The sequence below is a fragment of the Mycolicibacter sinensis genome (assembly GCF_001667945.1).
Lineage (GTDB): Bacteria > Actinomycetota > Actinomycetes > Mycobacteriales > Mycobacteriaceae > Mycobacterium > Mycobacterium sinense_B.
Genome location: NZ_LZJK01000076.1, coordinates 1 through 20,733 on the forward strand (window position 1 = coordinate 1; position 20,733 = coordinate 20,733).

21 protein-coding genes and 2 pseudogenes are annotated in these 20,733 nt (G+C 69.0%); 9 read left to right on the forward strand and 14 right to left on the reverse strand.

Annotated features, from left to right (window positions below; all coding sequences use genetic code 11):
* The 3 genes and pseudogenes from A5694_RS10275 to pstA all read left to right on the forward strand — a co-directional run.
* Positions 1–244: pseudogene (locus tag A5694_RS10275) on the forward strand (phosphate ABC transporter substrate-binding protein PstS); the annotation flags it as partial.
* Positions 245–303: 59 nt separating this feature from the next.
* Positions 304–1,272 carry a phosphate ABC transporter permease subunit PstC gene (gene pstC, locus A5694_RS10280; protein WP_419179695.1) on the forward strand — a complete coding sequence of 323 codons (969 nt, stop codon included), beginning with the start codon at positions 304–306 and terminating at the stop codon, positions 1,270–1,272.
* Positions 1,273–1,274: 2 nt separating this feature from the next.
* Positions 1,275–2,114 (forward strand): phosphate ABC transporter permease PstA, encoded by an 840-nt coding sequence (pstA, locus tag A5694_RS10285; protein ID WP_064921738.1) that lies wholly within the window; start codon positions 1,275–1,277, stop codon positions 2,112–2,114.
* Here the strand turns inward: pstA and A5694_RS10290 are convergent.
* The 8 genes and pseudogenes from A5694_RS10290 to A5694_RS10325 form a co-directional block, all read right to left on the reverse strand.
* Positions 2,018–3,409 carry an acyltransferase family protein gene (locus tag A5694_RS10290; RefSeq protein ID WP_082952606.1) on the reverse strand — a complete coding sequence of 464 codons (1,392 nt, stop codon included), beginning with the start codon at positions 3,407–3,409 and terminating at the stop codon, positions 2,018–2,020. The genes pstA and A5694_RS10290 overlap by 97 nt on opposite strands.
* Before the next feature lie 61 nt (positions 3,410–3,470).
* Entirely contained in the window at positions 3,471–4,124 is a 654-nt protein-coding gene (locus tag A5694_RS10295) for a response regulator (protein ID WP_064921739.1), read from the reverse strand.
* Positions 4,100–5,174: pseudogene (gene macS / locus A5694_RS10300) on the reverse strand (MacS family sensor histidine kinase). The gene A5694_RS10295 and the pseudogene macS overlap by 25 nt, the downstream one beginning before the upstream one ends.
* Positions 5,165–6,310: an acetate kinase gene (locus A5694_RS10305; protein WP_064921740.1), complete on the reverse strand. Its 1,146-nt coding sequence runs from the start codon at positions 6,308–6,310 to the stop codon at positions 5,165–5,167. The pseudogene macS and the gene A5694_RS10305 overlap by 10 nt, the downstream one beginning before the upstream one ends.
* Positions 6,307–8,403 carry a phosphate acetyltransferase gene (pta, locus tag A5694_RS10310; protein WP_064921741.1) on the reverse strand — a complete coding sequence of 699 codons (2,097 nt, stop codon included), beginning with the start codon at positions 8,401–8,403 and terminating at the stop codon, positions 6,307–6,309. The genes A5694_RS10305 and pta overlap by 4 nt, the downstream gene beginning before the upstream one ends.
* Positions 8,404–8,460: 57 nt before the next feature.
* A complete protein-coding gene (locus A5694_RS10315; protein ID WP_064921742.1) occupies positions 8,461–9,630 on the reverse strand; it encodes an acyl-CoA dehydrogenase in 1,170 nt (389 codons plus the stop codon).
* Positions 9,631–9,644: 14 nt separating this feature from the next.
* Positions 9,645–10,151, reverse strand: a complete 507-nt coding sequence (gene purE, locus A5694_RS10320; protein ID WP_065019125.1) for a 5-(carboxyamino)imidazole ribonucleotide mutase — start codon at positions 10,149–10,151, stop codon at positions 9,645–9,647.
* Positions 10,144–11,373 (reverse strand): 5-(carboxyamino)imidazole ribonucleotide synthase, encoded by a 1,230-nt coding sequence (locus A5694_RS10325; protein ID WP_082952607.1) that lies wholly within the window; start codon positions 11,371–11,373, stop codon positions 10,144–10,146. The genes purE and A5694_RS10325 overlap by 8 nt, the downstream gene beginning before the upstream one ends.
* An 84-nt stretch (positions 11,374–11,457) precedes the next feature.
* Between A5694_RS10325 and A5694_RS10330 the strand changes: the two genes are divergently transcribed.
* Positions 11,458–12,120, forward strand: coding sequence for a GtrA family protein (locus tag A5694_RS10330; RefSeq protein WP_064921745.1), 663 nt, complete (start codon positions 11,458–11,460; stop codon positions 12,118–12,120).
* Here A5694_RS10330 and A5694_RS10335 read toward each other — a convergent pair.
* Positions 12,081–12,593 carry a PH domain-containing protein gene (locus A5694_RS10335; protein WP_064921746.1) on the reverse strand — a complete coding sequence of 171 codons (513 nt, stop codon included), beginning with the start codon at positions 12,591–12,593 and terminating at the stop codon, positions 12,081–12,083. The two genes, A5694_RS10330 and A5694_RS10335, sit on opposite strands and share 40 nt — an antisense overlap.
* A 9-nt stretch (positions 12,594–12,602) precedes the next feature.
* Positions 12,603–13,418 (reverse strand): biotin--[acetyl-CoA-carboxylase] ligase, encoded by an 816-nt coding sequence (locus A5694_RS10340; protein WP_064921747.1) that lies wholly within the window; start codon positions 13,416–13,418, stop codon positions 12,603–12,605.
* A gap of 85 nt (positions 13,419–13,503) precedes the next feature.
* On the opposite strand from A5694_RS10340, the gene A5694_RS10345 reads away from it, so the two are divergent.
* Positions 13,504–14,481: an alpha/beta hydrolase gene (locus A5694_RS10345; protein WP_064921748.1), complete on the forward strand. Its 978-nt coding sequence runs from the start codon at positions 13,504–13,506 to the stop codon at positions 14,479–14,481.
* Position 14,482: 1 nt separating this feature from the next.
* On the opposite strand, the gene ligD is transcribed toward A5694_RS10345, so the two are convergent.
* Positions 14,483–15,388 carry a non-homologous end-joining DNA ligase gene (gene ligD / locus A5694_RS10350; RefSeq protein ID WP_207515977.1) on the reverse strand — a complete coding sequence of 302 codons (906 nt, stop codon included), beginning with the start codon at positions 15,386–15,388 and terminating at the stop codon, positions 14,483–14,485.
* Between the two features lie 273 nt (positions 15,389–15,661).
* On the opposite strand from ligD, the gene A5694_RS10355 reads away from it, so the two are divergent.
* The 4 genes from A5694_RS10355 to A5694_RS10370 are packed head-to-tail and all read left to right on the forward strand — an operon-like array spanning position 15,662 to position 18,565.
* On the forward strand, positions 15,662–17,314 hold the full coding sequence (locus A5694_RS10355; RefSeq protein WP_064921750.1) for an acyl-CoA carboxylase subunit beta: 1,653 nt from the start codon (positions 15,662–15,664) through the stop codon (positions 17,312–17,314).
* Complete coding sequence (locus A5694_RS10360) at positions 17,311–17,583, forward strand: acyl-CoA carboxylase subunit epsilon (RefSeq protein ID WP_064921751.1); 273 nt, start codon at positions 17,311–17,313, stop codon at positions 17,581–17,583. The genes A5694_RS10355 and A5694_RS10360 overlap by 4 nt, the downstream gene beginning before the upstream one ends.
* Before the next feature lie 50 nt (positions 17,584–17,633).
* A complete protein-coding gene (locus A5694_RS10365) occupies positions 17,634–18,278 on the forward strand; it encodes a Maf family protein (protein WP_064921816.1) in 645 nt (214 codons plus the stop codon).
* A gap of 32 nt (positions 18,279–18,310) precedes the next feature.
* Complete coding sequence (locus A5694_RS10370) at positions 18,311–18,565, forward strand: hypothetical protein (protein ID WP_064921752.1); 255 nt, start codon at positions 18,311–18,313, stop codon at positions 18,563–18,565.
* On the opposite strand, the gene A5694_RS10375 is transcribed toward A5694_RS10370, so the two are convergent.
* From A5694_RS10375 to A5694_RS10385, 3 genes are read right to left on the reverse strand one after another with little or no spacing between them, the layout of a single operon-like run.
* Positions 18,562–19,728, reverse strand: coding sequence for a zinc-dependent alcohol dehydrogenase (locus A5694_RS10375; RefSeq protein WP_064921753.1), 1,167 nt, complete (start codon positions 19,726–19,728; stop codon positions 18,562–18,564). The two genes, A5694_RS10370 and A5694_RS10375, sit on opposite strands and share 4 nt — an antisense overlap.
* Before the next feature lie 18 nt (positions 19,729–19,746).
* Positions 19,747–20,286, reverse strand: a complete 540-nt coding sequence (locus A5694_RS10380) for a hypothetical protein (RefSeq protein ID WP_064921754.1) — start codon at positions 20,284–20,286, stop codon at positions 19,747–19,749.
* Positions 20,287–20,303: 17 nt separating this feature from the next.
* Positions 20,304–20,687 carry a hypothetical protein gene (locus A5694_RS10385; RefSeq protein WP_064921755.1) on the reverse strand — a complete coding sequence of 128 codons (384 nt, stop codon included), beginning with the start codon at positions 20,685–20,687 and terminating at the stop codon, positions 20,304–20,306.
* Between the last annotated feature and the right edge of the window lie 46 nt (positions 20,688–20,733).

The following is a 20,733-nucleotide window of genomic DNA, read 5'->3' on the forward strand; positions in this document are numbered from 1 at the left end:
CCAGGCCGTCTCGCTGATCAACGGCCCCGCCCCCGACGCCTACCCGATCGTCAACTACGAGTACGCGATCGTCAACGCCCACCAAAAGGATGCCGCCACCGCGCAAACCCTGCAGGCCTTCCTGCACTGGGCGATCACCGACGGCAACGCTCCCACCTTCCTGGACAAGGTGCACTTCCAGCCGCTGCCCGACGCCGTCGCCAAACAGTCGCAGGCCCAGATCGCCAAGATCAGCGCCGAGTAAAGCCGGCTGTGGGCCGCACCGGAGCGCCTTCCGGGGCCCAGCAGGGCCGTGCCGTCGCCCTGCTGGGCGCGGCGGGTGCCGCGATCCCGCTGCTGGCACTGCTGTTCGTGCTGGCGACGCTGCTGATCGAGGCGCTACCCGCGATCGCCGTCAACGGGGTGCACTTTTTCACCGCGACCGACTGGAACCCGGGCAACACCTACGGTTCGGCGACGGTCACCCGCGGCGTCGAGCACCCGACCGGCGCCTACTACGGGGCGCTGCCGTTGATCGTCGGCACCCTGGCCACCTCGGCGATCGCTCTGGTGATCGCGGTTCCGGTGTCGATCGGGGCGGCCCTGCTGATCGCGGAGCGGCTGCCGAAAGGGCTCGCGTCGGCGGTCGGGATGGTGCTGGAACTGCTGGCCGGAATCCCCAGCGTCATCGTCGGACTCTGGGGCGCCATGACGTTCGGGCCGTTCATCGCTCATCACGTCGCGCCGGTGATCGCCCATAACGCCCCGGATGTGCCGCTGCTGCGCTACTTTCGCGGCGACCCAGGTCACGGGGAAGGACTGCTGGTGTCCGGGCTGGTGCTGGCGGTGATGGTCATCCCGATCATCGCCAGCACCAGTCGCGACCTGATCCGGCAGGTGCCGCTGCTGCCCCGCGAGGGCGCACTCGCGTTGGGGATGACCGACTTCGAGTGCGCCCGCCGGGTCACGCTGCCGTGGGTGTCCAGCGGCATCGTCGGGGCGATCGTGCTGGGGCTCGGGCGGGCGCTCGGCGAGACGATGGCGGTGGCGATGGTCTCCGGCGCCGTGCTGGGCACCATGCCGACCACCATCTACTCCACCATGACCACGATCGCCGCCACCGTTGTCTCCCAGCTTGATTCGGCGATGACGGACTTCACCGACTTTGCGGTGAAGACACTGGCCGAGGCGAGTCTGGTGCTAATGGTGATCACGCTGCTCACCAATATCGCCGCGCGCATCCTGGTGCGCCGGGTGTCGGGGACCGCGCTGCCGGTGGGCCGGGGAGTCTAGCGATGAACAGCCGCAAGATCGTCAACGTTGCGTTCTGGTCGGGTTGCGCGCTCTGCCTGGCGGTGGTGGTGGTGCCGACGCTGTGGATGCTGATCGAGGTCGTCGGGCGCGCCCTGCCGGTGTTCGACTGGCATGTGCTGACCGACAACACCCGCGGCAACGGCGGCGGTCTGCGCAACGCGATCATCGGCACCGCGGTGCTGGGGCTCGGGGTGTTGCTGGTGGGCGGCACCGTCAGCGTGCTCACCGGCTTGTATCTGTCCGAATTCGCCCACGGCAGAACGAAGTCCATCCTGCGCGGCGCCTACGAAGTGCTGGCCGGCATCCCATCGATCGTGCTGGGCTATGTCGGTTACCTGGCGCTGGTGGTGTTCTTCGGGTGGGGGTTCTCCCTGGCCGCCGGGGTGCTGACGCTGTCGGTGCTGTCCATCCCCTACATCACCAAGGCCACCGAGTCTGCGCTCGGTCAGGTTCCGACGTCCTACCGGGAGGGCGCCGAGGCACTCGGCCTGCCGGTCGGCTGGACGCTGCGCAAGATCGTGCTGAAATCGGCGACCCCGGGGATCGTCACGGGAATGCTGGTGGCGCTGGCGCTGGCGATCGGCGAGACGGCACCGATGCTCTACACCGCGGGCTGGTCCAACACCGCGCCGACGGGCGAACTCACCCACTCCCCGGTCGGCTACCTGACCTATCCGATCTGGACGTTCTACAACCTGCCGTCGAAGTCGGCCCGCGACCTGTCCTATAACGCGGCGTTTCTGCTGATCGTCTTCGTGCTGTTGCTGATCCTGGTCGGGCGGCTGATCAGCTGGCTGTCTCGCCGGCACGCCGAGGGCTGACTAGCCAGCACCCGGGCGCCCACCAGTGCGGTCAGCAGCACCGCGACACAGATCAGCCCGTCGTCCTTGAGCCCCCACTTGATGCCGACCAGCGTCGCCGCCCCGGCCACCATCATCAGTGCGCCCACGGCCGCGCTGCGGCCCGGCGCCACCGCTACCGGGGCGTCCCAGCCCGGCAGTGGGGTGTTCTCCAGGGGCCGCAGCACCACGAACGCCACCGCCACCGCCGCGGCCACCGCCAGCAGCTGCACCACGCTCAACGCCACGAAGTGCGGCAGGCCCGGATACCGCGGCAGGCCCAGGCCGTCGAAGAGCAGATGCACGCCCAGCAGCACCGGAATGTGCCACAGGTACAGCGTCATCGCCCCGGAGTTGCCGATCGCGGTCAGCCACCACACCCGTGGGCGCTGCGCCCACCGGGTGATCGCCGGTGCCGCCCAGATCGCCAGGGCGCTCATGACGATCGCGTGCCCGGCCAGCAGCAGCGAGGGCGGGCTGGTGTTGGAGAGCCGATCGGCTCCGGTGCCGACCATGCTCGGCTGGTAGGGGCCGAACCACAGCAGCCCCACGTTGACCGCCAGCAGCGCCGCCGCCACGGCCAGCGGCGCCCGCCGGGCCAACAGCCCGCGCCGGTAGGCCACCCCGAACATCGCGGGAATGAGCCAGACGGCGAGGTTGAGATAGCCCAGCGGCGCCAGCGCCGGCCAATGTACCCGGAGCACATCGACGACGGCGATGCCGGCGTAGATGCCGGCCACCCCCGCGGCCAGGCGAGCCGGGGTGGTCACCCGGTAGAGCAGCGGCATCGCGGCCAACACCAGCACGTAGGCGCCGAGGAACCACAGCAGCTGGATGCTGACCCCGGCCACCGGTTCGTAGACGTGCCGGGGCAACACCGGGTGCAGCACGGTCAGGGCGCAGGCCCAGAACGCCAGGTAGTAGAAGACCGGGCGGAACAGTCGCAGGCAACGTTTCATCAGCCAGGCGCCCCAGTCGGCATCGGGTCGCCACGAGGTCACACACGCCGCGGCGCCGGCGAAGAAGAACAGCGGCATGATCTGGAAGATCCAGGTCAGCGCCTGCAACGCCGTCGAGGTGGTGAGCAGGTTGTCCCAGATCAGTACGCCGTCGCGGATGACGCTGGTGGCCATCACGGTGTGGCCGGTCACCACGCCGATCAGCGCGGTAATCCGCATGACGTCGACGGCGCGGTCGCGTTCGGGCGGTGTCGCGGCGGCCAGTTCGGCGGGTCCGGGGAAACCCAGCGGCAGGGTCGTGGCACGTGATTCGGTCATGGCTGTGACGATGCCGGTTTCCCGGGCCGCGCGGATGAGTAGGACTACCTGATCTGGGCGGCTATTGGTCCAGACCGTGCTCGATGGCATACCGGGTGAGCTCCACCCGGTTGGCGACCTGCAGCTTGCGAAACGTCGCCTGCACGTGGTTCTCCACGGTGCGGTGGCTCAACGACAGCTTCGCCGCGATCTGCTTGGCGGACAGCCCTTTTGCCACATAGCGCAGCACCTCGGTCTCCCGCTCGGTCAGCGCCGGAGTCGCCGGCCCGCAGTCCCGGCTGCGCGACAGCCGACGGTATTCGCCCAGCACCAGCCCGGCCAGGCCGGGGGTGAACACCGCCCGCCCGGCGGCCGTGGCCTGCACCGCGGCGGTGAGCTCGTCGCGCGAGGCGCTTTTGACCAGGTATCCGGTGGCGCCGGCTTTGACGGCCTGCAGCACGTCGTCGCGCTCGTCGGAGGCCGACAGCACCAAGACTCGCGTCGACGGGCAGGCCTGCAGCACCGCGGTCGTGGCCGCCACACCGTCGCCGTCGGCCAGTCGCATGTCCATCACCACCACATCGGGTCTGACCACCTCGGCCCGGCGGCGCGCGGTGGCCACCCCGTCAGCGGTGGCGACCACGGTGAAGCCCGCCTCGGCCAGGTCGCGGGCCACCGCGTCCCGCCAGATCGGATGGTCGTCGACGACCATCACCGTGGGATGTTCAGTTCCCATTCGGTTCCCTCCCCGACCTCGGTGTGCAGCACGGCGCTGCCGCCCAGCGCCGCCAGCCGGCCCACGATCGACTTCGAGACCCCGATGCGGCCTTGGCGGACCGCCTCTGCCAATCGGCCGGCGGCGATGCCCACCCCGTCGTCGCGCACGCTGACGGTCACGGCCTCGCCGAGGTCCTCGCAGAGCACGAAGGCCCGGGCGCCGTCGCCGGCGCAGCATCACCGGGGTGGCGGGCAGGCTGATCGACACCCGGTCGTCCCCGCGGCGGCTCAGCAGGGCCCGCAGATCGATGGTGTCGGCGGCGGTTTCCAGGGCGAACTCCGCCGAACTCACCAGCCGCCGCAGCGCGCGCTCCTGCTCGCCGGCCAGTTCCGCCAATTCCGCTGCGCCGCCGCCGATCTCCCGGCCGCGGCGAGCGACCAGCGCCAGCACCTGAATGGCGCCGTCGTGGACGTGGCGAGACAGCCGTTCGCGTTCCTCGGTGGCCGCGGTGAGCCGGGCCGCGCGTTGCAGCTCGTCGTGCGCGCGACGGGCCGTCTGGGCGGCCATGCCCACCGCCAGCGCGAGCGCCAATTCGACGATCACCGTGGCGTTGCGGCCGAAGTTCAGGCTCACATAGCCCTTCACGAACGCGCTGGCGGCAGTGATCACCACCGCGGCGGGCAGGCCGCCGGCCGGACCGAACTGCAGGGCCGCCGAGATGACCGCGTTGCTGGCCCACAGCGTCGTCGGCCAGGTCTGGTTGTCCAGCGCCCAGGACCGGGAGGCGACCAGTTCGGTGGTCAGCATCAGCGCCACCACGACGACCAACTCGGCGATCACCCAGCCCGGGCGCCGGCCGAAGCCGCGCAGGTAGGCGATCGCGCACGCGATGCTCCAGGCGATCAGCACCGCGAACAGCAGCCAGGCCATCCCGGGCCGGGTCAGGTCGTCGTTGATCGCGATCTGAAAGCCGAGGGCGTAGAGGCAACTGAGCAAGCGGAACAGCTGCGCCGCCCACCACAGCGGCACGGTCGCATCCGGATCCTGGCGCATGGCCGTTACACGAATTCCCATGCGGCGCGGGCGATCGCGAGCTCCTCGTTGGTGGGGACCACCAGCACGGTGGTGCGCGAGCCGTCGGCGGAGATGACCCGGGCGCCCTTGCCGGTGCGGTTGCGTTCGGGGTCGACGACGATGCCCAGTCCGTCCAGGCCGGCCAGCGTGTCCTCGCGCACCGCGGCGACGTTCTCCCCCACCCCCGCGGTGAAGGCGATCGCGTCGACACGGCCGAGCACCGCCAGGTAGGCGCCGACGTATTTTCGCAGCCGGTGGATGTAGACGTCGTAGGCCAGCTTTGCCGGTGCCGAACCCTCGTCGATGCGTTCGAGCAGCTCCCGGAAGTCGTTGATCCCGCACATTCCCTTGAGCCCGGAGCGCCGGTTGAGCAGTTCGTCGAGCTGTTCCACCCCCATCCCGGCGGTGCGCCGCAGGTGCATCAGCACGCCCGGATCGATGTCGCCGCAGCGGGTCCCCATCACCAGACCCTCCAACGGGGTCAGCCCCATGGAGGTCTCCACCGCCACCCCGCCGCGTACCGCCGACGCCGATGCGCCGTTGCCCAGGTGCAGCACGATCGTGTTGAGCGCGCCGGGGTCGGCGTCCAGCAGCACCGCCACTTGGCCGGAGACGTACTCGTGCGAGGTGCCGTGAAACCCATACCGGCGGATCCCGTGGTCGCGTGCCACCTCGCGGTCAATCGCATAGGTGGCGGCGGCCGGCGGCAGCGAATGGAAAAAACCGGTGTCGAACACCGCCACGTGCGGCACATCCGGGAAGTCGGCGCGCGCCACCTCGATGCCGATCGCGTTGGGCGGGTTGTGCAGTGGCGCCAGCTCGGCGAGCCGCTCGATCTCAGCCAGCACCGCGTCGGTGATCAGCGTCGGCGTGTGAAACTTGGTGCCGCCGTGCACCACCCGATGCCCGACTGCCCGGACCGCGCCGAGGTCAACGCCGGACTCGACGAGCCGGCGGTGAATCAGGCGCAGGCCGGCGGCGTGATCGGGTATCGCCCCCTCCGGCTCACCGATCTGTTCGACCAGTCCCGAGACCACCGCGGTGCCGGCCACCGGATCGACCACCTGGAACTTGATCGACGAGGAGCCGGAGTTGAGCACCAACACCAGCCCGGTGCCGCCGACGGTCACTGAGCCGCCTCCTGCGCCTGGATCGCGGTGATCGCGACCGTGTAGACGATGTCGTCGACCAGTGCGCCGCGGGACAAGTCGTTGACCGGTTTGGCCAATCCCTGGAGCACCGGCCCGATCGCCACCGCACCGGCGCTGCGCTGCACCGCCTTGTAGGTGTTGTTGCCGGTGTTGAGGTCCGGGAACACCAGCACGGTGGCCCGCCCGGCCACCGCCGAGTCCGGCATTTTGGCCGCCGCCACCTGTTCGTCGACCGCGGCGTCGTATTGGATCGGCCCGTCGGCGAGCAGATCGGGCCGGCGCTGATGCACCAATTGCGTTGCGGCACGCACCTTGTCCACGCCCGCCCCGGCCCCGGATTCACCGGTCGAATACGACAGCAGCGCCACCCGGGGACCGATGCCGAACGCGGCCGCGGTGGCCGCCGAGGAGATCGCGATGTCGGCGAGTTGCTCGACGGTCGGGTCGGGTACCACCGCGCAGTCGCCGAACGCCAGCACCCGGTCGGATAGGCACATCAGAAAGACACTGGAGACCGTCGACACCCCGGGCGCGGTCCGGATGATCTCGAACGCCGGGCGGATGGTGTGCGCGGTGGTGTGGGCGGCGCCCGACACCATGCCGTCGGCGATCCCCAGGTGCACCATCATGGTGCCGAAATAGGAGATGTCGCGCATGATTTCGCGGGCGCGTTCCTCGGTCATCCCCTTGTGGGCGCGCAGTCGGGCGTATTCGGCGCCGAACGATTCCAGCAGGCCGCTGCTGGCCGGGTCGACGACTTGGGCCGCCGCCAAGTCCACCCCGAGTTCGGCGCCGCGCCGGCGCACTGCGTCCTCCACGCCGAGCAAGGTCAGGTCGACGATGCCGCGGGACAGTAATCGACCGGCCGCCAACAGGACCCGGTCATCGGTCGCTTCGGGGAGCACGATGTGGCGGCGGTCGGAGCGGGCGCGCTCGAGCAGCCGGTACTCGAACATCTGTGGGGTCACCACCGTCGACGCCGGCACCCGGATCCGTTCGGCCAATTCGGCGCCGTCGATGTGGGCGGCCATCACCGCCAGTGCGGTGTCGATTTTGCGCAGCGCGTCGACGGTGATCCGCGAGCCGGTGTGCGACACCAGTTCGGCGGTGTCGTAGGTGCGGTGGCCGGTGGCGATCAGCGGCAGGGTGGGCCGCAGCCCCTTGACCAGTTTGTCGATCGCCGGGTGCGGCAGCAGGCCGCCGTTGAGAATGATCCCGGCCAGAGACGGGAAGCCCTGTGCCTCATGGGCGTTCACCAGCGCCAGCAGCACGTCGGAGCGGTCGGCCGGCACGATCACCACCTGGCCGTCGGTTAGCCGCTCCAGGATGTTCTCGGCGGTCATCCCGCCGACCATGACGCTGAGGGCCTCGCGGCGCAGCAGCTCAGGGTCACCGCTGTAGACGGTGCCGTCCAGTGCCGTGCAGAGTTCGGCCATCGTGGGGGCGGCCAGCAGGGCCACCTCCGGAACCGCGAACGCCGGAATGTCACCGCCGATACCGGCCAGGGCCGCGGTGACGTCCGCCAGCCGGTCCGGGTCGCAGCGGTTAGCGATCACCGCGGCGGGGTGCGCGTGTACGGCAGCCGCTTCGGCGAGGCAGCGTGCGGTGATCTCGCCGATGGCCTGCGCATCGCGGTGGTGACCGTTGATGGCCAACACCAGCGGCGCCCCGAGGTTCACCGCGACGCGGGCGTTGAAGGTCAACTCGCTCGGATTGACGACATCGGTGTAGTCGCTTCCGACCACCAGTACCGTGTCGCACTGGCGCGCCACCTCGTGGAAGCGCGCGACGATCTCACCCAGCGCGGCTTCCCGGTCGGCGTAGACCTGCTGGTAGGTCACGCCGCAGCAGCTGCCGCGGTCGTCGATCTTTGCGGTGGCATGCGCCAGCAGTAGCTCGAGTTGGGCGTCGGGCTCATCGAGCGAGCGCACGATCGGGCGGAACACCCCGACCCGCGCCGACGAGGCGGCCAACACGTGCAGCAGGCCCAGCGCGATCGCGGACTTGCCGGTGCCGCCCTCGGCGGCGGCCAGGTAGATGCTCGACGTTCGGGCCGGCTCAGCTTCTGTCATGGTGCCCTCAACTTAGTTGAGGTGGTCGCCATCGGCTTCGGGTTAGCGCCGAGTCGCTCAGCGCAGCAGGTGCCGGCTCATCACCACGCGCTGGATCTGGTTGGTGCCCTCGTAGATCTGGGTGATCTTGGCGTCACGCATCATCCGCTCCACCGGGAAATCGGTGGTGTAACCCGCCCCGCCGAACAACTGCACCGCATCGGTGGTGACCTCCATGGCCACATCGGAGGCAAAGCACTTGCTCGCCGCGGAGATGAAGCCCAGCTCGGTCTCCCCACGCTCGGCGCGCGCCGCGGCCGAATACACCATCAGCCGCGCCGCCTCCAGCTTCATCGCCATGTCGGCGAGCATGAACTGCACCCCCTGGAACGTGGCGATGTTCTTGCCGAACTGCTTGCGGTCCTTGGTGTATTCGATCGCCGCGTCCAACGCCCCCTGCGCGATACCGACGGCCTGGGCGCCGATGGTCGGGCGGGTGTGATCCAGGGTCCGCAACGCCGTCTTGAACCCGGTCCCGGGCTCGCCGATGATCCGGTCACCGGGGATGCGGCAGTTCTCGAAATACAGCTCGGTCGTCGGTGAGCCCTTGATGCCCAGCTTGTGCTCTTTGGGCCCGATGGTGAAGCCCTCGTCATCGATGTGCACCATGAACGCCGAGATGCCGCTGGCATCCAGATCCGGGTCGGTCACCGCCATCACAGTGTACCAGGTGGACTTGCCGCCGTTGGTGATCCAGCACTTGGACCCGTTGAGGATCCAGTCATCCCCGTCGGCCTTGGCGCGGGTGCGCATCGACGCGGCGTCACTGCCGGCCTCCCGCTCACTCAAAGCGTAGGAAGCCATCACCTCACCGGCGGCCAGACCCGGCAACACCTGCGCCTTGAGCTCCTCGGAACCGGCCAGGATCAACCCCATGGTGCCCAGCTTGTTCACCGCCGGAATCAACGACGACGACGCACATACCCGGGCGACCTCTTCGATCACGATGCAGGCCGCCACCGAGTCCGCACCCTGCCCGCCGTACTCCTCGGGCACGTGCACGGCATTGAACCCCGAGGCGTTCAGCGCCGCCAGCGCCTCCTCGGGGAACCGCGCCTGCTCATCGACCTCCTTGGCATACGGAGCAATCTCCTTCTCTGCCAACGCCCGAATCGCCGCCCGCAACTCGTCGTGCTCCTCGGGAAGTTTGAACAGATCAAACGACGGATTCCCGGCCCACCCAGCCATCACAGCCTCCTAAGCTACTCGCCGGTAACTTTACCTTGAAGCGCGGCGTCCTTCGCAAGCACGAGGTCGGCCAACTGATCCTGGAACGCCGTCATCCGGGCCCGCAGCGCCGCGTCGGCGGAGCCCAGAATGCGCACCGCCAGCAAACCCGCGTTGCGTGCGCCGCCGATCGAAACCGTGGCCACCGGCACCCCGGCCGGCATCTGCACGATCGACAGCAACGAATCCAAACCGTCCAGCCGGGCCAGCGGAACCGGGACCCCGATCACCGGCAGCGGTGTGGCCGACGCCACCATCCCGGGCAGGTGGGCGGCACCGCCCGCCCCGGCGATGATCACCTCGATGCCGCGGTCGGCGGCGTTGCGGGCGTAGTCGAACATGCGCTGCGGGGTGCGGTGCGCCGAGACCACGCCGACCTCGAACGGGATGTCGAACTCGGCCAGCGCGAGAGCCGCGTCTTCCATCACCGACCAGTCGCTGTCGCTGCCCATGATCACGCCGACCCGGGGGCTGTTAGCCATGTGCATTCCATCCATCTGTCCACTGCCCGTGTGCCAACCAGTGTGCCGCGCTTTCGGCCCGCTCACGCAGCTTCGCCGACGCCGTCGCGTCATCACCGAGCAGGTTGACGTGCCCGATCTTGCGGCCGGGCCGCTCGTCCTTGCCGTAGAGGTGCACGCGTGCGTCGGGATAGCGGGCAAACAGGTGGTGCAGCCGCTCGTCCATCGTCATCGCCGGCGGTTCGGGTGCGCCGAGCACATTGGCCATCACGGTCACCGGCACCACCGGGGTGGTGGCGCCGAGCGGATAGTCCAACACCGCGCGCAGATGCTGCTCGAACTGGCTGGTGGCCGCACCGTCCATGGTCCAGTGCCCGGAGTTGTGCGGCCGCATCGCCAACTCGTTGATCAGCAACTCACCGCCCGTGGTCTCGAACAGCTCGACGGCCAGCACCCCCACCACGCCCAGCTCCTCGGCCAGCTGCAACGCCAATTGCTGTGCGGCAGCGGCTGATTCGGCCGACAGGTCGGGTGCGGGCGCGATCACCGTCACACAGATCCCGTCGTCCTGCACCGTCTCCGCCACCGGCCAGGCCGCGCCCTGGCCGAACGGTGACCGGGCGACCAGCGCCGAGAGCTCCCGGCGCATCGCGACCCGCTCTTCGGCCAGCACCGGTACCCCGGCGGCCAGGTAGTCGGCCGCGGCGGCACGGGCGGCGGCCGCGTCGTCGACGATCGTCACCCCGCGCCCGTCGTAGCCGCCGCGGGCCGCCTTGATCACCATCGGGCCACCGGTCAGCGCGGCGAACTCGTCGACCGCCTGCGGCGTCTCGATCTCAGCGAACCGCGGCACCGGTGCGCCCAACGCGGCCAGCTTGCGACGCATCACCAGTTTGTCCTGGGCGTGCAGCAGCGCAGCCGGCGGCGGCGCCACGTTGACACCCTCGGCGACCAGCTTGTCCAGCAGCGCACCCGGCACGTGCTCGTGGTCGAAGGTGAGCACGGTGGCCCCGGAGGCCACGCGGCGCAGGTCATCGAGATCAGTGTGCGAGCCGATCACCACGTCGGGCGTGACCTGGGCGGCCGGCTCGTCGGCCGCGCCGGCCAGCACCCGCAGCCGCTGGCCCAGTGCGATCGCGGCCTGATGGGTCATCCGGGCCAGCTGACCGCCGCCGACCATGGCGACCAGGGGGCACCGCCCGCTCTCCGGCGGCGCTGGCGGGGGTGTGGACGGCACAGACACGGGCAATATCGTGTCACGTCGGCCCTCTGCGTCGTTATCCAGTCGTTAAGCGCCGATCAGGCGGAGTCCGTACACTGGCAACTTGTGTCTTTTACCGACGCCACGATCGCTCGCCTGCCGCGGGTGATCCGGCCACTGGCCGAACGCCACCACGAGTTGATCAAGTTCGCCATTGTCGGCGCGACCACCTTCGTCATCGACTCGGCGCTGTTCTACACGCTCAAGCTGACGGTTCTGGAGCCCAAGCCGGTCACCGCCAAGGTCATCTCCGGCATCGTCGCGGTGATCGCGTCCTACATCCTCAACCGGGAGTGGAGCTTCAAGGACCGGGGTGGCCGGGAGCGTCACCACGAGGCGCTGCTGTTCTTCGGGGTCAGCGGCGTCGGCGTGCTGCTGTCGATGGCGCCGCTGTGGTTCTCCAGCTACGTGTTGCAGCTGCGGGCGCCGATGGTGTCGCTGACCCTCGAGAACATCGCCGACTTCATCTCGGCGTACATCATCGGCAACCTGCTGCAGATGGCGTTCCGGTTCTGGGCGTTCCGGCGCTGGGTCTTCCCCGACGAGTTCGCCCGCAGCGCGGACGTGGCGCTGGGCGCGACGCTCGAGGACGGCGCGCTCGCCGAGGCCTTGGAGGATGCACGAGAAGACACGCTGGAGGGCGGCCCGGACACCGGTGTGGTGACCCTGTTCCGCCGCCCGGCCCGGCATCAGCCCGCAGCGGACGACGGGTTGTCGAAGACCTCGTGATAGAGCAGCGCGTGGACCTGTTCCACGCGCGGAATGTCGTAGAACTCCAACGGTTCCTGTGACGCCGACTCGATGATCAGCGTCCCGGTACGCAGCATCCGGTCGATCAGCCCGTGGACGAACTCCACACTGTTGATCCGTGCCAGCGCAATGTCGATTCCGCTGCGGGTCAGCAGCCCGTGCCGGTACATCACGCGCCGGTCGGTGACGACGAAATGCGTGGTCAGCCAGGTCAGGAACGGCCAGAGCGCCAGCCAGCCGACCACCACCAGCCAGATCGCCCAGATCACCCCGAAGACCACGTTCTTGGCGTTCGGGTCCCAGGCTCGCGGGTTGACGAGCCCGGACGCGAAACCGGCGCAGGCGGTCGCCAACAGCAGGGCCAGCACCGGCCCGATCAGGCGTTTGACGTGCGGGTGCCGGTGCAGCACCACCTGTTCGTCCTCGGCCAGGACGTTGTCCGGATAGCCCACGGTGGTGTCCTAGCGCCGGGGGTCCTCGGGCCGCAGCCGGGTGACGTCACCGGCCGACACGGTGACCGTTTCGGTACCGGTGTTGATGACCAGCCGGCCGGTGTCGTCGATCGCCTCCGCGAGGCCCTCGACCCGCTGATCTCCGGGCATGTCGGCGCGCACCCGGACGCCCAGCGTGCAGCTGTGCCGCCGGTAGTCGGCCGCCAGCGCGTCGTCGGCCCCGCCGGCCGCCCGCCAGGCCGCGATCCGGCCCGCCAGGTGCCGAAGCACCTTGTCGGCCCAGAGATTCCGGTCGAGTACCGAGGCGCCGAGCATGGCCAACGAGACCGCCGCCGGATCGGGCGCCTCCTGCGGGGTCATGGTCACGTTCAGGCCGAGACCGACCACGATGAGCTGTTTGGGCGCAGCCACCTCGGCGAGAATGCCGGCCAACTTGCCCTCGCCCACGATGACGTCGTTGGGCCACTTCAAGCCGACCTGCAGGCCCGAGGTTTCGGCGAGCGCATCGGCCACCGCGACCCCGGTCGCCAGCGTCAGCCAGCCCCATCCCGCCGCCGGCACCGTGTCCGCGGCGACCCCGACCGACAGTGCGAGCTGGCTGCGCGGCGGGGCCACCCAGTGCCGGCCGTGCCGCCCGCGGCCGGCCGTCTGGTGTTCGGCCAGCAGCACCACACCGTCGATGTCCTCGCCTGCAGCCGAGCGGGCCAACAGATCAGCATTGGTCGACCCGGTTTCGGCGACCACATCCAGCGCCCGCCACGGTTGACCCGGCCCGACGAGCTGGTCACGTAACACGGTGGCGTCAAGCGGCGGCGCAAAGTTCATTTCGCCAGCCTAGGGCCGGTGCCGTCGCCGCGCCGGTTGAAACGCCCGAGCGCAGGGTACCCGAAGTGGTGGAGGAGGAGATCGAATGGTCACCAGGGGGCTCAAGCGGCGAATTCACCGTCGTCACAGTGCACAATCGGTGGCGGTCGCGCTGGCCAGCCGATTCGTCGTCAAGAACGTGGTGCGCGCGTGGGCCATCCGGCCGGATCTCGCGTGGCCGCTCGCGTCGGTTGACCGGTTCGCCGGCTGGGTACCCTATCGACCGACCGTGACCGTCGAACCCTTCCGGCTGGGACACTGTGCCGCGGAACGGGTTCAGGCCGCGGAGACACCGGCGCAGCGGGCGATTCTCTACCTGCACGGCGGCGCGTTCTTGACCTGCGGGCTCAACACCCACCGTTCGCTGGTGGCACGACTGTCCCGCGCCGCGGACGCCTGCGTGGTCAACATCGACTACCGAATGTTGCCGTCGCACCGCATATCTGACGCGATCGACGACGGTCTGAGCGGGTTGCGCTGGCTGATCCGACGCGGGTATGACCCGGAGCAGATCGTCGTCGCCGGTGACTCCGCGGGTGGATATCTGGCGTTCATGACCACCTTGGCCGCCCTGCAGGCCGGAATTGCGAAACCTGCTGGCATAGCGACGGTCTCGCCGTTCACCGATGCTGATCCGACGGCAAAGATGCGGCACCGCAACGCCTACCGGTGTGCGATGTTCCCCCGCGGGGCACTTCCGGCGTTTACTCGCTATCTCCGTCGGGCCCAAGTGATTTCGCCGGTGGACGCCGACCTGTCAGCACTGCCGCCGGTCACCATCCACGCCAGCTCCGACGAACTGCTGCTGCCCGACGCCGAGGTCATGGCGCAGCGACTCGCTGCCGCGGGTGTGCCCTGCGATCTGCACTTGTGGGACGGCCAGATTCACGATTTCCCGCTAGCCGCCGACGTTCTCCCTGAGGGCCGGCGCGCGATCCGCTACATCGGCGACTTCGTCAAGGAGGTCACCGAAGTCACCGAACCACCCGAGCCGGGCCCCGAACCCGGGACGGCCGTGGCCTGAGCTACGCGCCCAGCTTGGCCAGGCGGTCTCGCAGCGGGGCCAGCGCGCAGGCGTGCCGATGCATGTCGGCCCACGGGTCGCCGCGCTCGGACATCCGCTTGGGCACCTCACGCAGGGTGAACCCATCCGGCCGCATGCCGGGCACGTCGAGTTCGTCCCATTCCAGGGGGGTGGCCACCGGCGCGCCCGGGCGCGCCCGGACCGCGTACGGCGCGACCGCTGTCTGCCCGTAGGCGTTGCGCATCACGTCCACATACACCCGGCCGCCGCGGCCGGCCTTGCGGATTTCGCTGGTGCGATGCAGCGGGTCGTCGGCGACGACGCGGCCGGCAATGGCGCGGGCGAACCCGCGAGCCGTGTCGAAGTCGGCGCTGCCCCGCAGCGGTGCGACGACATGCAGTCCCCGCGACCCCGTCGTCTGCACGTAGGGCGTCATGCCCAGCTCCTGAAGCACATCGGCCACCGCGCGGGCGGTGGCCCGGACCACGGCGAAATCGTCGTCGTCGGGGTCCAGGTCGAACACCAGCCGATCCGGCGTGTCCAGCTGCGGCCGGCGGGACAGCCAGGCGTGCAGCGTGACGCAGTCCTGGTTGGCCGCCCATACCAGCGCCTCGTCGCGGCCCACCACCGGATGCACGACCGATCCCGCACCGGACCTTCTGGGGGCCTCGACCCGGTCCATCCAGTCCGGCAACGACGTGGCGAAGTTCTGCTGGATGAACCCTTCCTCGTCGATGCCACCGGGAAACCGGGTCAGCGTAAGCGGACGGCCGTCCAGGTGCGGCACCATCACCGGCGCCAGTTCGGCGTAGTAGTCGATCAGGTCGCCCTTGGTGATCGCTTCGTGGGTGGCCGAGGCCGGGAAGAGCACCCGGTCCGGATGGGTGATCGCGATGCGGGGCTTCATCACCGCCGCATACCCGCTGACACCGAAGCGATAAACCGCGTCCCACCAGCCACATATATTGCTTGCGTAACAACGGTTTTGGTTCGGTTACCCCGCCCTGGGCGCAGCGCCGAGGGCACGTGCGTTCGAACGATCGGCCGCCACGGCCGGCCGCGCCTGCTGCAACCTCAGCCGCGCACCGATCAAGTCCTCCCCACCACGGCGACGAGGGCAAAGTCGGGCTAACCGGGTCCGGTCGGGAGAACCGATGCTCCGCGATTAAGATCATTTCTTATGACCAGTGTTACGGAGCACTCCGGGGAGTCCACGGTAGAAGCCCAGGCCAAGCACGTCGTCGACATCCACACCACCGCAGGCAAGCTTGCCGACCTCAAGCGTCGGACCGAGGAAACCCTGCACCCGGTGGGTGAAGCCGCGGTGGAGAAGGTGCACGCCAAGGGCAAGCTGACCGCCCGCGAGCGCATCCTCGCCCTGTTGGACGAGGGGTCGTTCGTCGAGCTCGACGCGCTGGCCAAGCACCGCAGCACCAACTTCGGCCTGGCCGAGAAGCGGCCGCTGGGCGACGGCGTGGTCACCGGCTACGGGACCATCGACGGCCGCGAGGTCTGCATCTTCAGCCAGGACGCCACCGTGTTCGGCGGCAGCCTCGGCGAGGTGTACGGCGAGAAGATCGTCAAGGTTCAGGAGCTGGCCATGAAGACCGGCCGGCCGCTGATCGGCATCAACGACGGCGCCGGCGCCCGCATCCAGGAGGGCGTGGTCTCGCTGGGGCTGTACAGCAAGATCTTCCACAACAACATCCGCGCCTCCGGGGTGATCCCGCAGATCTCGCTGATCATGGGGGCGGCCGCCGGCGGTCACGTGTACTCCCCCGCCCTGACCGACTTCATCGTGATGGTCGACCAGACCTCGCAGATGTTCATCACCGGCCCCGACGTGATCAAGACCGTCACCGGCGAGGACGTCACCCAGGAGGAGCTGGGCGGCGCGCACACCCACATGGGCAAGTCCGGCACCGCGCACTACGTCGCCTCCGGCGAGCAGGACGCCTTCGAGTACGTGCGCGACCTGCTCAGCTACCTGCCGCCGAACAACTACGCCGACCCGCCGCACTACGCGGTGCCGGCGCCCGACGGCGCGATCGAGGACAACCTCACCGACGAGGACCTCGAACTGGACACGCTGATTCCGGACTCGCCGAACCAGCCGTACGACATGCACGAGGTGATCACCCGGATCCTCGACGACGACGAGTTCCTCGAGGTGCAGGCCGGTTATGCCCAGAACATCATCGTCGGGTTCGGCCGCGTCGACGGGCGCACGGTGGGCATCGTGGCCAACCAGCCCACGCAGTTCGCCGGCTGCCTGGACATCAACGCCTCGGAGAAGGCCGCCCGGTTCATCCGGACCTGCGACTGCTTCAACATCCCGATCGTGCTGCTGGTCGACGTGCCCGGCTTCCTGCCCGGCACCGAGCAGGAGTACAACGGCATCATCCGGCGCGGCGCCAAGCTGCTCTACGCCTACGGTGAGGCCACCGTCGCCAAGATCACCGTGATCACCCGCAAGGCCTACGGCGGTGCCTACTGCGTGATGGGATCCAAGGAGATGGGCGCCGACGTCAACGTGGCCTGGCCGACCGCCCAGATCGCGGTCATGGGCGCTTCCGGCGCGGTCGGGTTCGTCTACCGCCAGCAGCTGGCGGAAGCCGCGAAGAACGGCGAAGACGTCGACGCGTTGCGCCTGCAGTTGCAGCAGGAGTACGAAGACACCTTGGTGAACCCGTATGTCGCCGCCGAGCGCGGCTACGTCGACGCGGTGATCCCGCCCTCGCACACCCGCGGCTACATCGCGACGTCGCTGCGGCTGTTGGAACGCAAGATCGTCCAGCCGCTGCCCAAGAAGCACGGGAACATCCCCCTGTGAGCGGCGCGAGCGCAGCCGGCGATGAGAGCGGCGCCATCACCCCGGAGGCTGCCGCAGCCGCCGAGCCGCACATCCAGGTCCTCAAGGGCAACCCCACCGACGAAGAGCTCGCGGCGCTGGTCGCGGTGCTCGGCGCGGCCGGCGGCGGTGCTGTTGAAACCGGCCCGCCGGATCGCAATATGTGGGGGCACCCGGTGGACAAACTCCGCTATCCGCTGTTCAGCTGGCAACGGGTGACCCTGCTGGAGCGCACTCACTTGCGCCGGTGACGACGCCGAGCGCCAGCGAGGCCGAGGAACCGGCGCCGCAAGCCGCGCCGGTGACGACGCCGCGCTTGGTCCTCGGGTCCGCCTCCTCGGGCCGGTTGGCCGTGCTGCGCGGCGCCGGAATCGACCCGCTGGTGGTGGTCTCGGGGGTGGACGAGGACGCCGTGGCAGCGGGCCTGGGTCCCGAGGCCCGACCCGCCGACGTGGTGCAGGCCCTGGCGCGAGCCAAGGCCGAAGACGTCGCGGCCCGTCTGGATCCAGCCGTAGCGACCGATTGCGTGGTGATCGGCTGCGATTCGATGCTCTACATCGACGGCGTGTTGGCCGGTAAGCCCCCGTCGGTGGACGAGGCCCGCCGCCGATGGCAGTTCATGGCTGGGCGCGCCGGACAGCTCTACACCGGCCATAGCCTGATCTGGTTGCGCGACAATGCGATACGCCATCAGGCTGCCGAAACAGTGGTCACCGGGGTGCGGTTCGGAACACCCACCGACGACGACCTGGAGGCCTACCTGGCCACCGGCGAGCCGCTACGGGTGGCCGGCGGCTTCACCCTGGACGGTCTGGGCGGCTGGTTCATCGACGGCGTCGACGGCGACCCGTCCAGTGTCATCGGGATCAGCCTGCCGTTGCTGCGGTCGCTGCTCGCCGGGGCCGGCCTGTCCGTCGCCGCACTGTGGGCGGCCAATCCGGTGTAGGCAACGCCCCGACGGGGAAGTCAGTGCGGGTGATGGACATCTGCGCAGACGACGTACGGCGACTGCTCGCCGCGCGCGAGCCCGACACCGTACTGGTATTGATCGAAGGCCGCGTCGAGGCGGTGACCGCCGCCGAGCTGGACTCACCGGCGTATCGCGGCGCCTTGCGCATCGCGTCGCGCGATGAGCTGATCGAACGTACCGACGGACGGCAGTCGGTCTCGGAGCGGGAACTCGAGGAACAAGCCGAGGCGTTGAACACCGCGGTCCGCAATCTCGGCGGTTAGGGCTGCAGCACCACGCGGATGCAGCCGTCCTTTTTGTTCTTGAAGTAGTCGTAGGCGCGTACCCCGTCCTCAAGCGACATCCGATGCGTGATCAGTGCGGCCGGGTCCAGATCACCCTGCTGGATGTAGTCGAAGAACTGCGCGATGTAGCGCTGGCCGTACTGCTGCGCCGACTTCACGGTGAGTCCTTTGTTGGTGACCACGCCCATGGGGAACTTGTCGGTGAGGCCGTACACCCCCAGCACCGCGACGATGCCGCCCTTGCGGCAGCCCAGGATGGCCTGACGCAAGGCGGTGGCCCGGTCCGTCTCCAGCCGCAGCAACTGTTTGGCGCGGTCGTAGAGCTGCTGAAGACCGGTGCCGTGGCCCTCCATACCGACCGCGTCGATGCAGGCGTCGGGACCACGTCCCCCGGTGCTTTCGCGCAGCACCTCCTGCACGCTGTCGACGGCGGAATAGTCGACCGTTTCGGCTCCGAGCCGCTCTGCGAGCGCAAGTCGTTCCGGTATCCGGTCGACGACGATGACCCGACCGGCGCCGGACAGCAGCGCACCACGGGCGGCCATCAGCCCGACCGCCCCGGCGCCCCACACGGCGACGATGTCACCGGCGTCGATCTCGCAGAAGTCCGCACCCATGTACCCGGTGGGTACCGCATCGGACAGGAACAGGGCCTGCTCGTCGGTGACATCGTCGGGAACCGCAAAGCAATTCGCGTCGCCGAACGGGACGCGAATGTATTGGGCATGAGACCCCTGGTAGCCGCCGAACGGATGGGTATAGCCGTAGATGCCGCCGGTTGGGTAGCCCAAAAGCGGCTGTTGGAGTTCGGCATTGGGATTGGTGGTATCGCACAGCGAGAACAGGTCGTGCCGGCAGTACCAGCACCGGTTGCAGGCGATGAACGACGGGACCACGACGCGCTCACCCACCCGGGGCTGGCTCAGCTGGGAACCGACCTCGACGACCTCACCCATGAATTCGTGGCCGAAGACATCGCCTTCCCGCATCCCCGGCAGGTAACCGTCGATGAAGTGCAGATCGGATCCGCAGGTGGTCGACAGGCTCACCTTGATGATCGCGTCGTGCGGGTTGAGGATTTCGGGGTCGGGCACCGTCTCCACCGACAAGTCGTTGACCCCGTTCCAACACAGCGCTCGCATGACGTTTCTCCTCCGCGGCTATCGCGCGGACCGGCGCGCGCTCGGGTTGTGTCTGATCGTCGGCAGCTCCCCGGCCTGCAGCAGCGCCCGGGCGCGATACAGCGCCTTGAACGCCAGCGCCCCGGACAGCAGCGAGGGCATCGGGCCCTTGATCCGCAGAGTCACCTCGGTGCCCATATCGTTTGGCGCACTGGCGAAATCGAGAACGATCTCGCTGCGGGAGCGGGATGTGTCGACATCGGCGAAGCGCATCCGCCGGTCGTCCTCGACGAGGACGGAGTCCCACCCGGCGCCGCTGGCCGGCCCGCCGCTGAATTCCCAGCGAAAGCGTCCTGCACCGGTCTGTTTCACCTCGGCGATATCGCCGAGCACCTCGGAGAGCCTGGCGGGGTCGCGGAAGAACTCCTTCGCCGCGTCCAGGCCACCCGCGATGGTGAGCGATTGTGGTCGCTCCCGGCGCCGCAACACCTCGACCGCCTTGCCGAGCACGACCTGCGCTTGGTGCTTGGCGACACCGGCGATGTCTGGAACAACTCCGAATGCGGTGCGTGCAGCCATGGAACGCTCCCTGCGGCTTACCGGGTTACCTCCGGACGTGTCTTGAACAAGGTGCTTACCCAGGCAAGCAGCCAGCCAACCTCGGCGACGGCATCGACGAGATAGACGCGGCTGATCCGGCCCCGCGGGGCGTACACCGCGTCCACACCGCCCAACGTGAGCGCTGTGCCCACGCCGAGCCGACGGGCCTGGCGAACGCCGGCGGCATCGGTGGCGGAGGCCAGCTGCGCCGTGCCGATAGCGACCATCAGGCCTGCCACCGTGTACACCAGCCAGCGGTCGACCTTCGGTCCGAGCACCGCCTCGAAGCTGCGCAGATGTAACAGCGGCCAGAGCCCGCCCACCACGTTGAACGCTCCGTGTAGCCTCGCCAGCCGGGCCGCGCCGACAACGCCGTTCATTCCGGGGCGCATACCCGCCGGCCGACCGGTCAAACGTCGCGTCGGT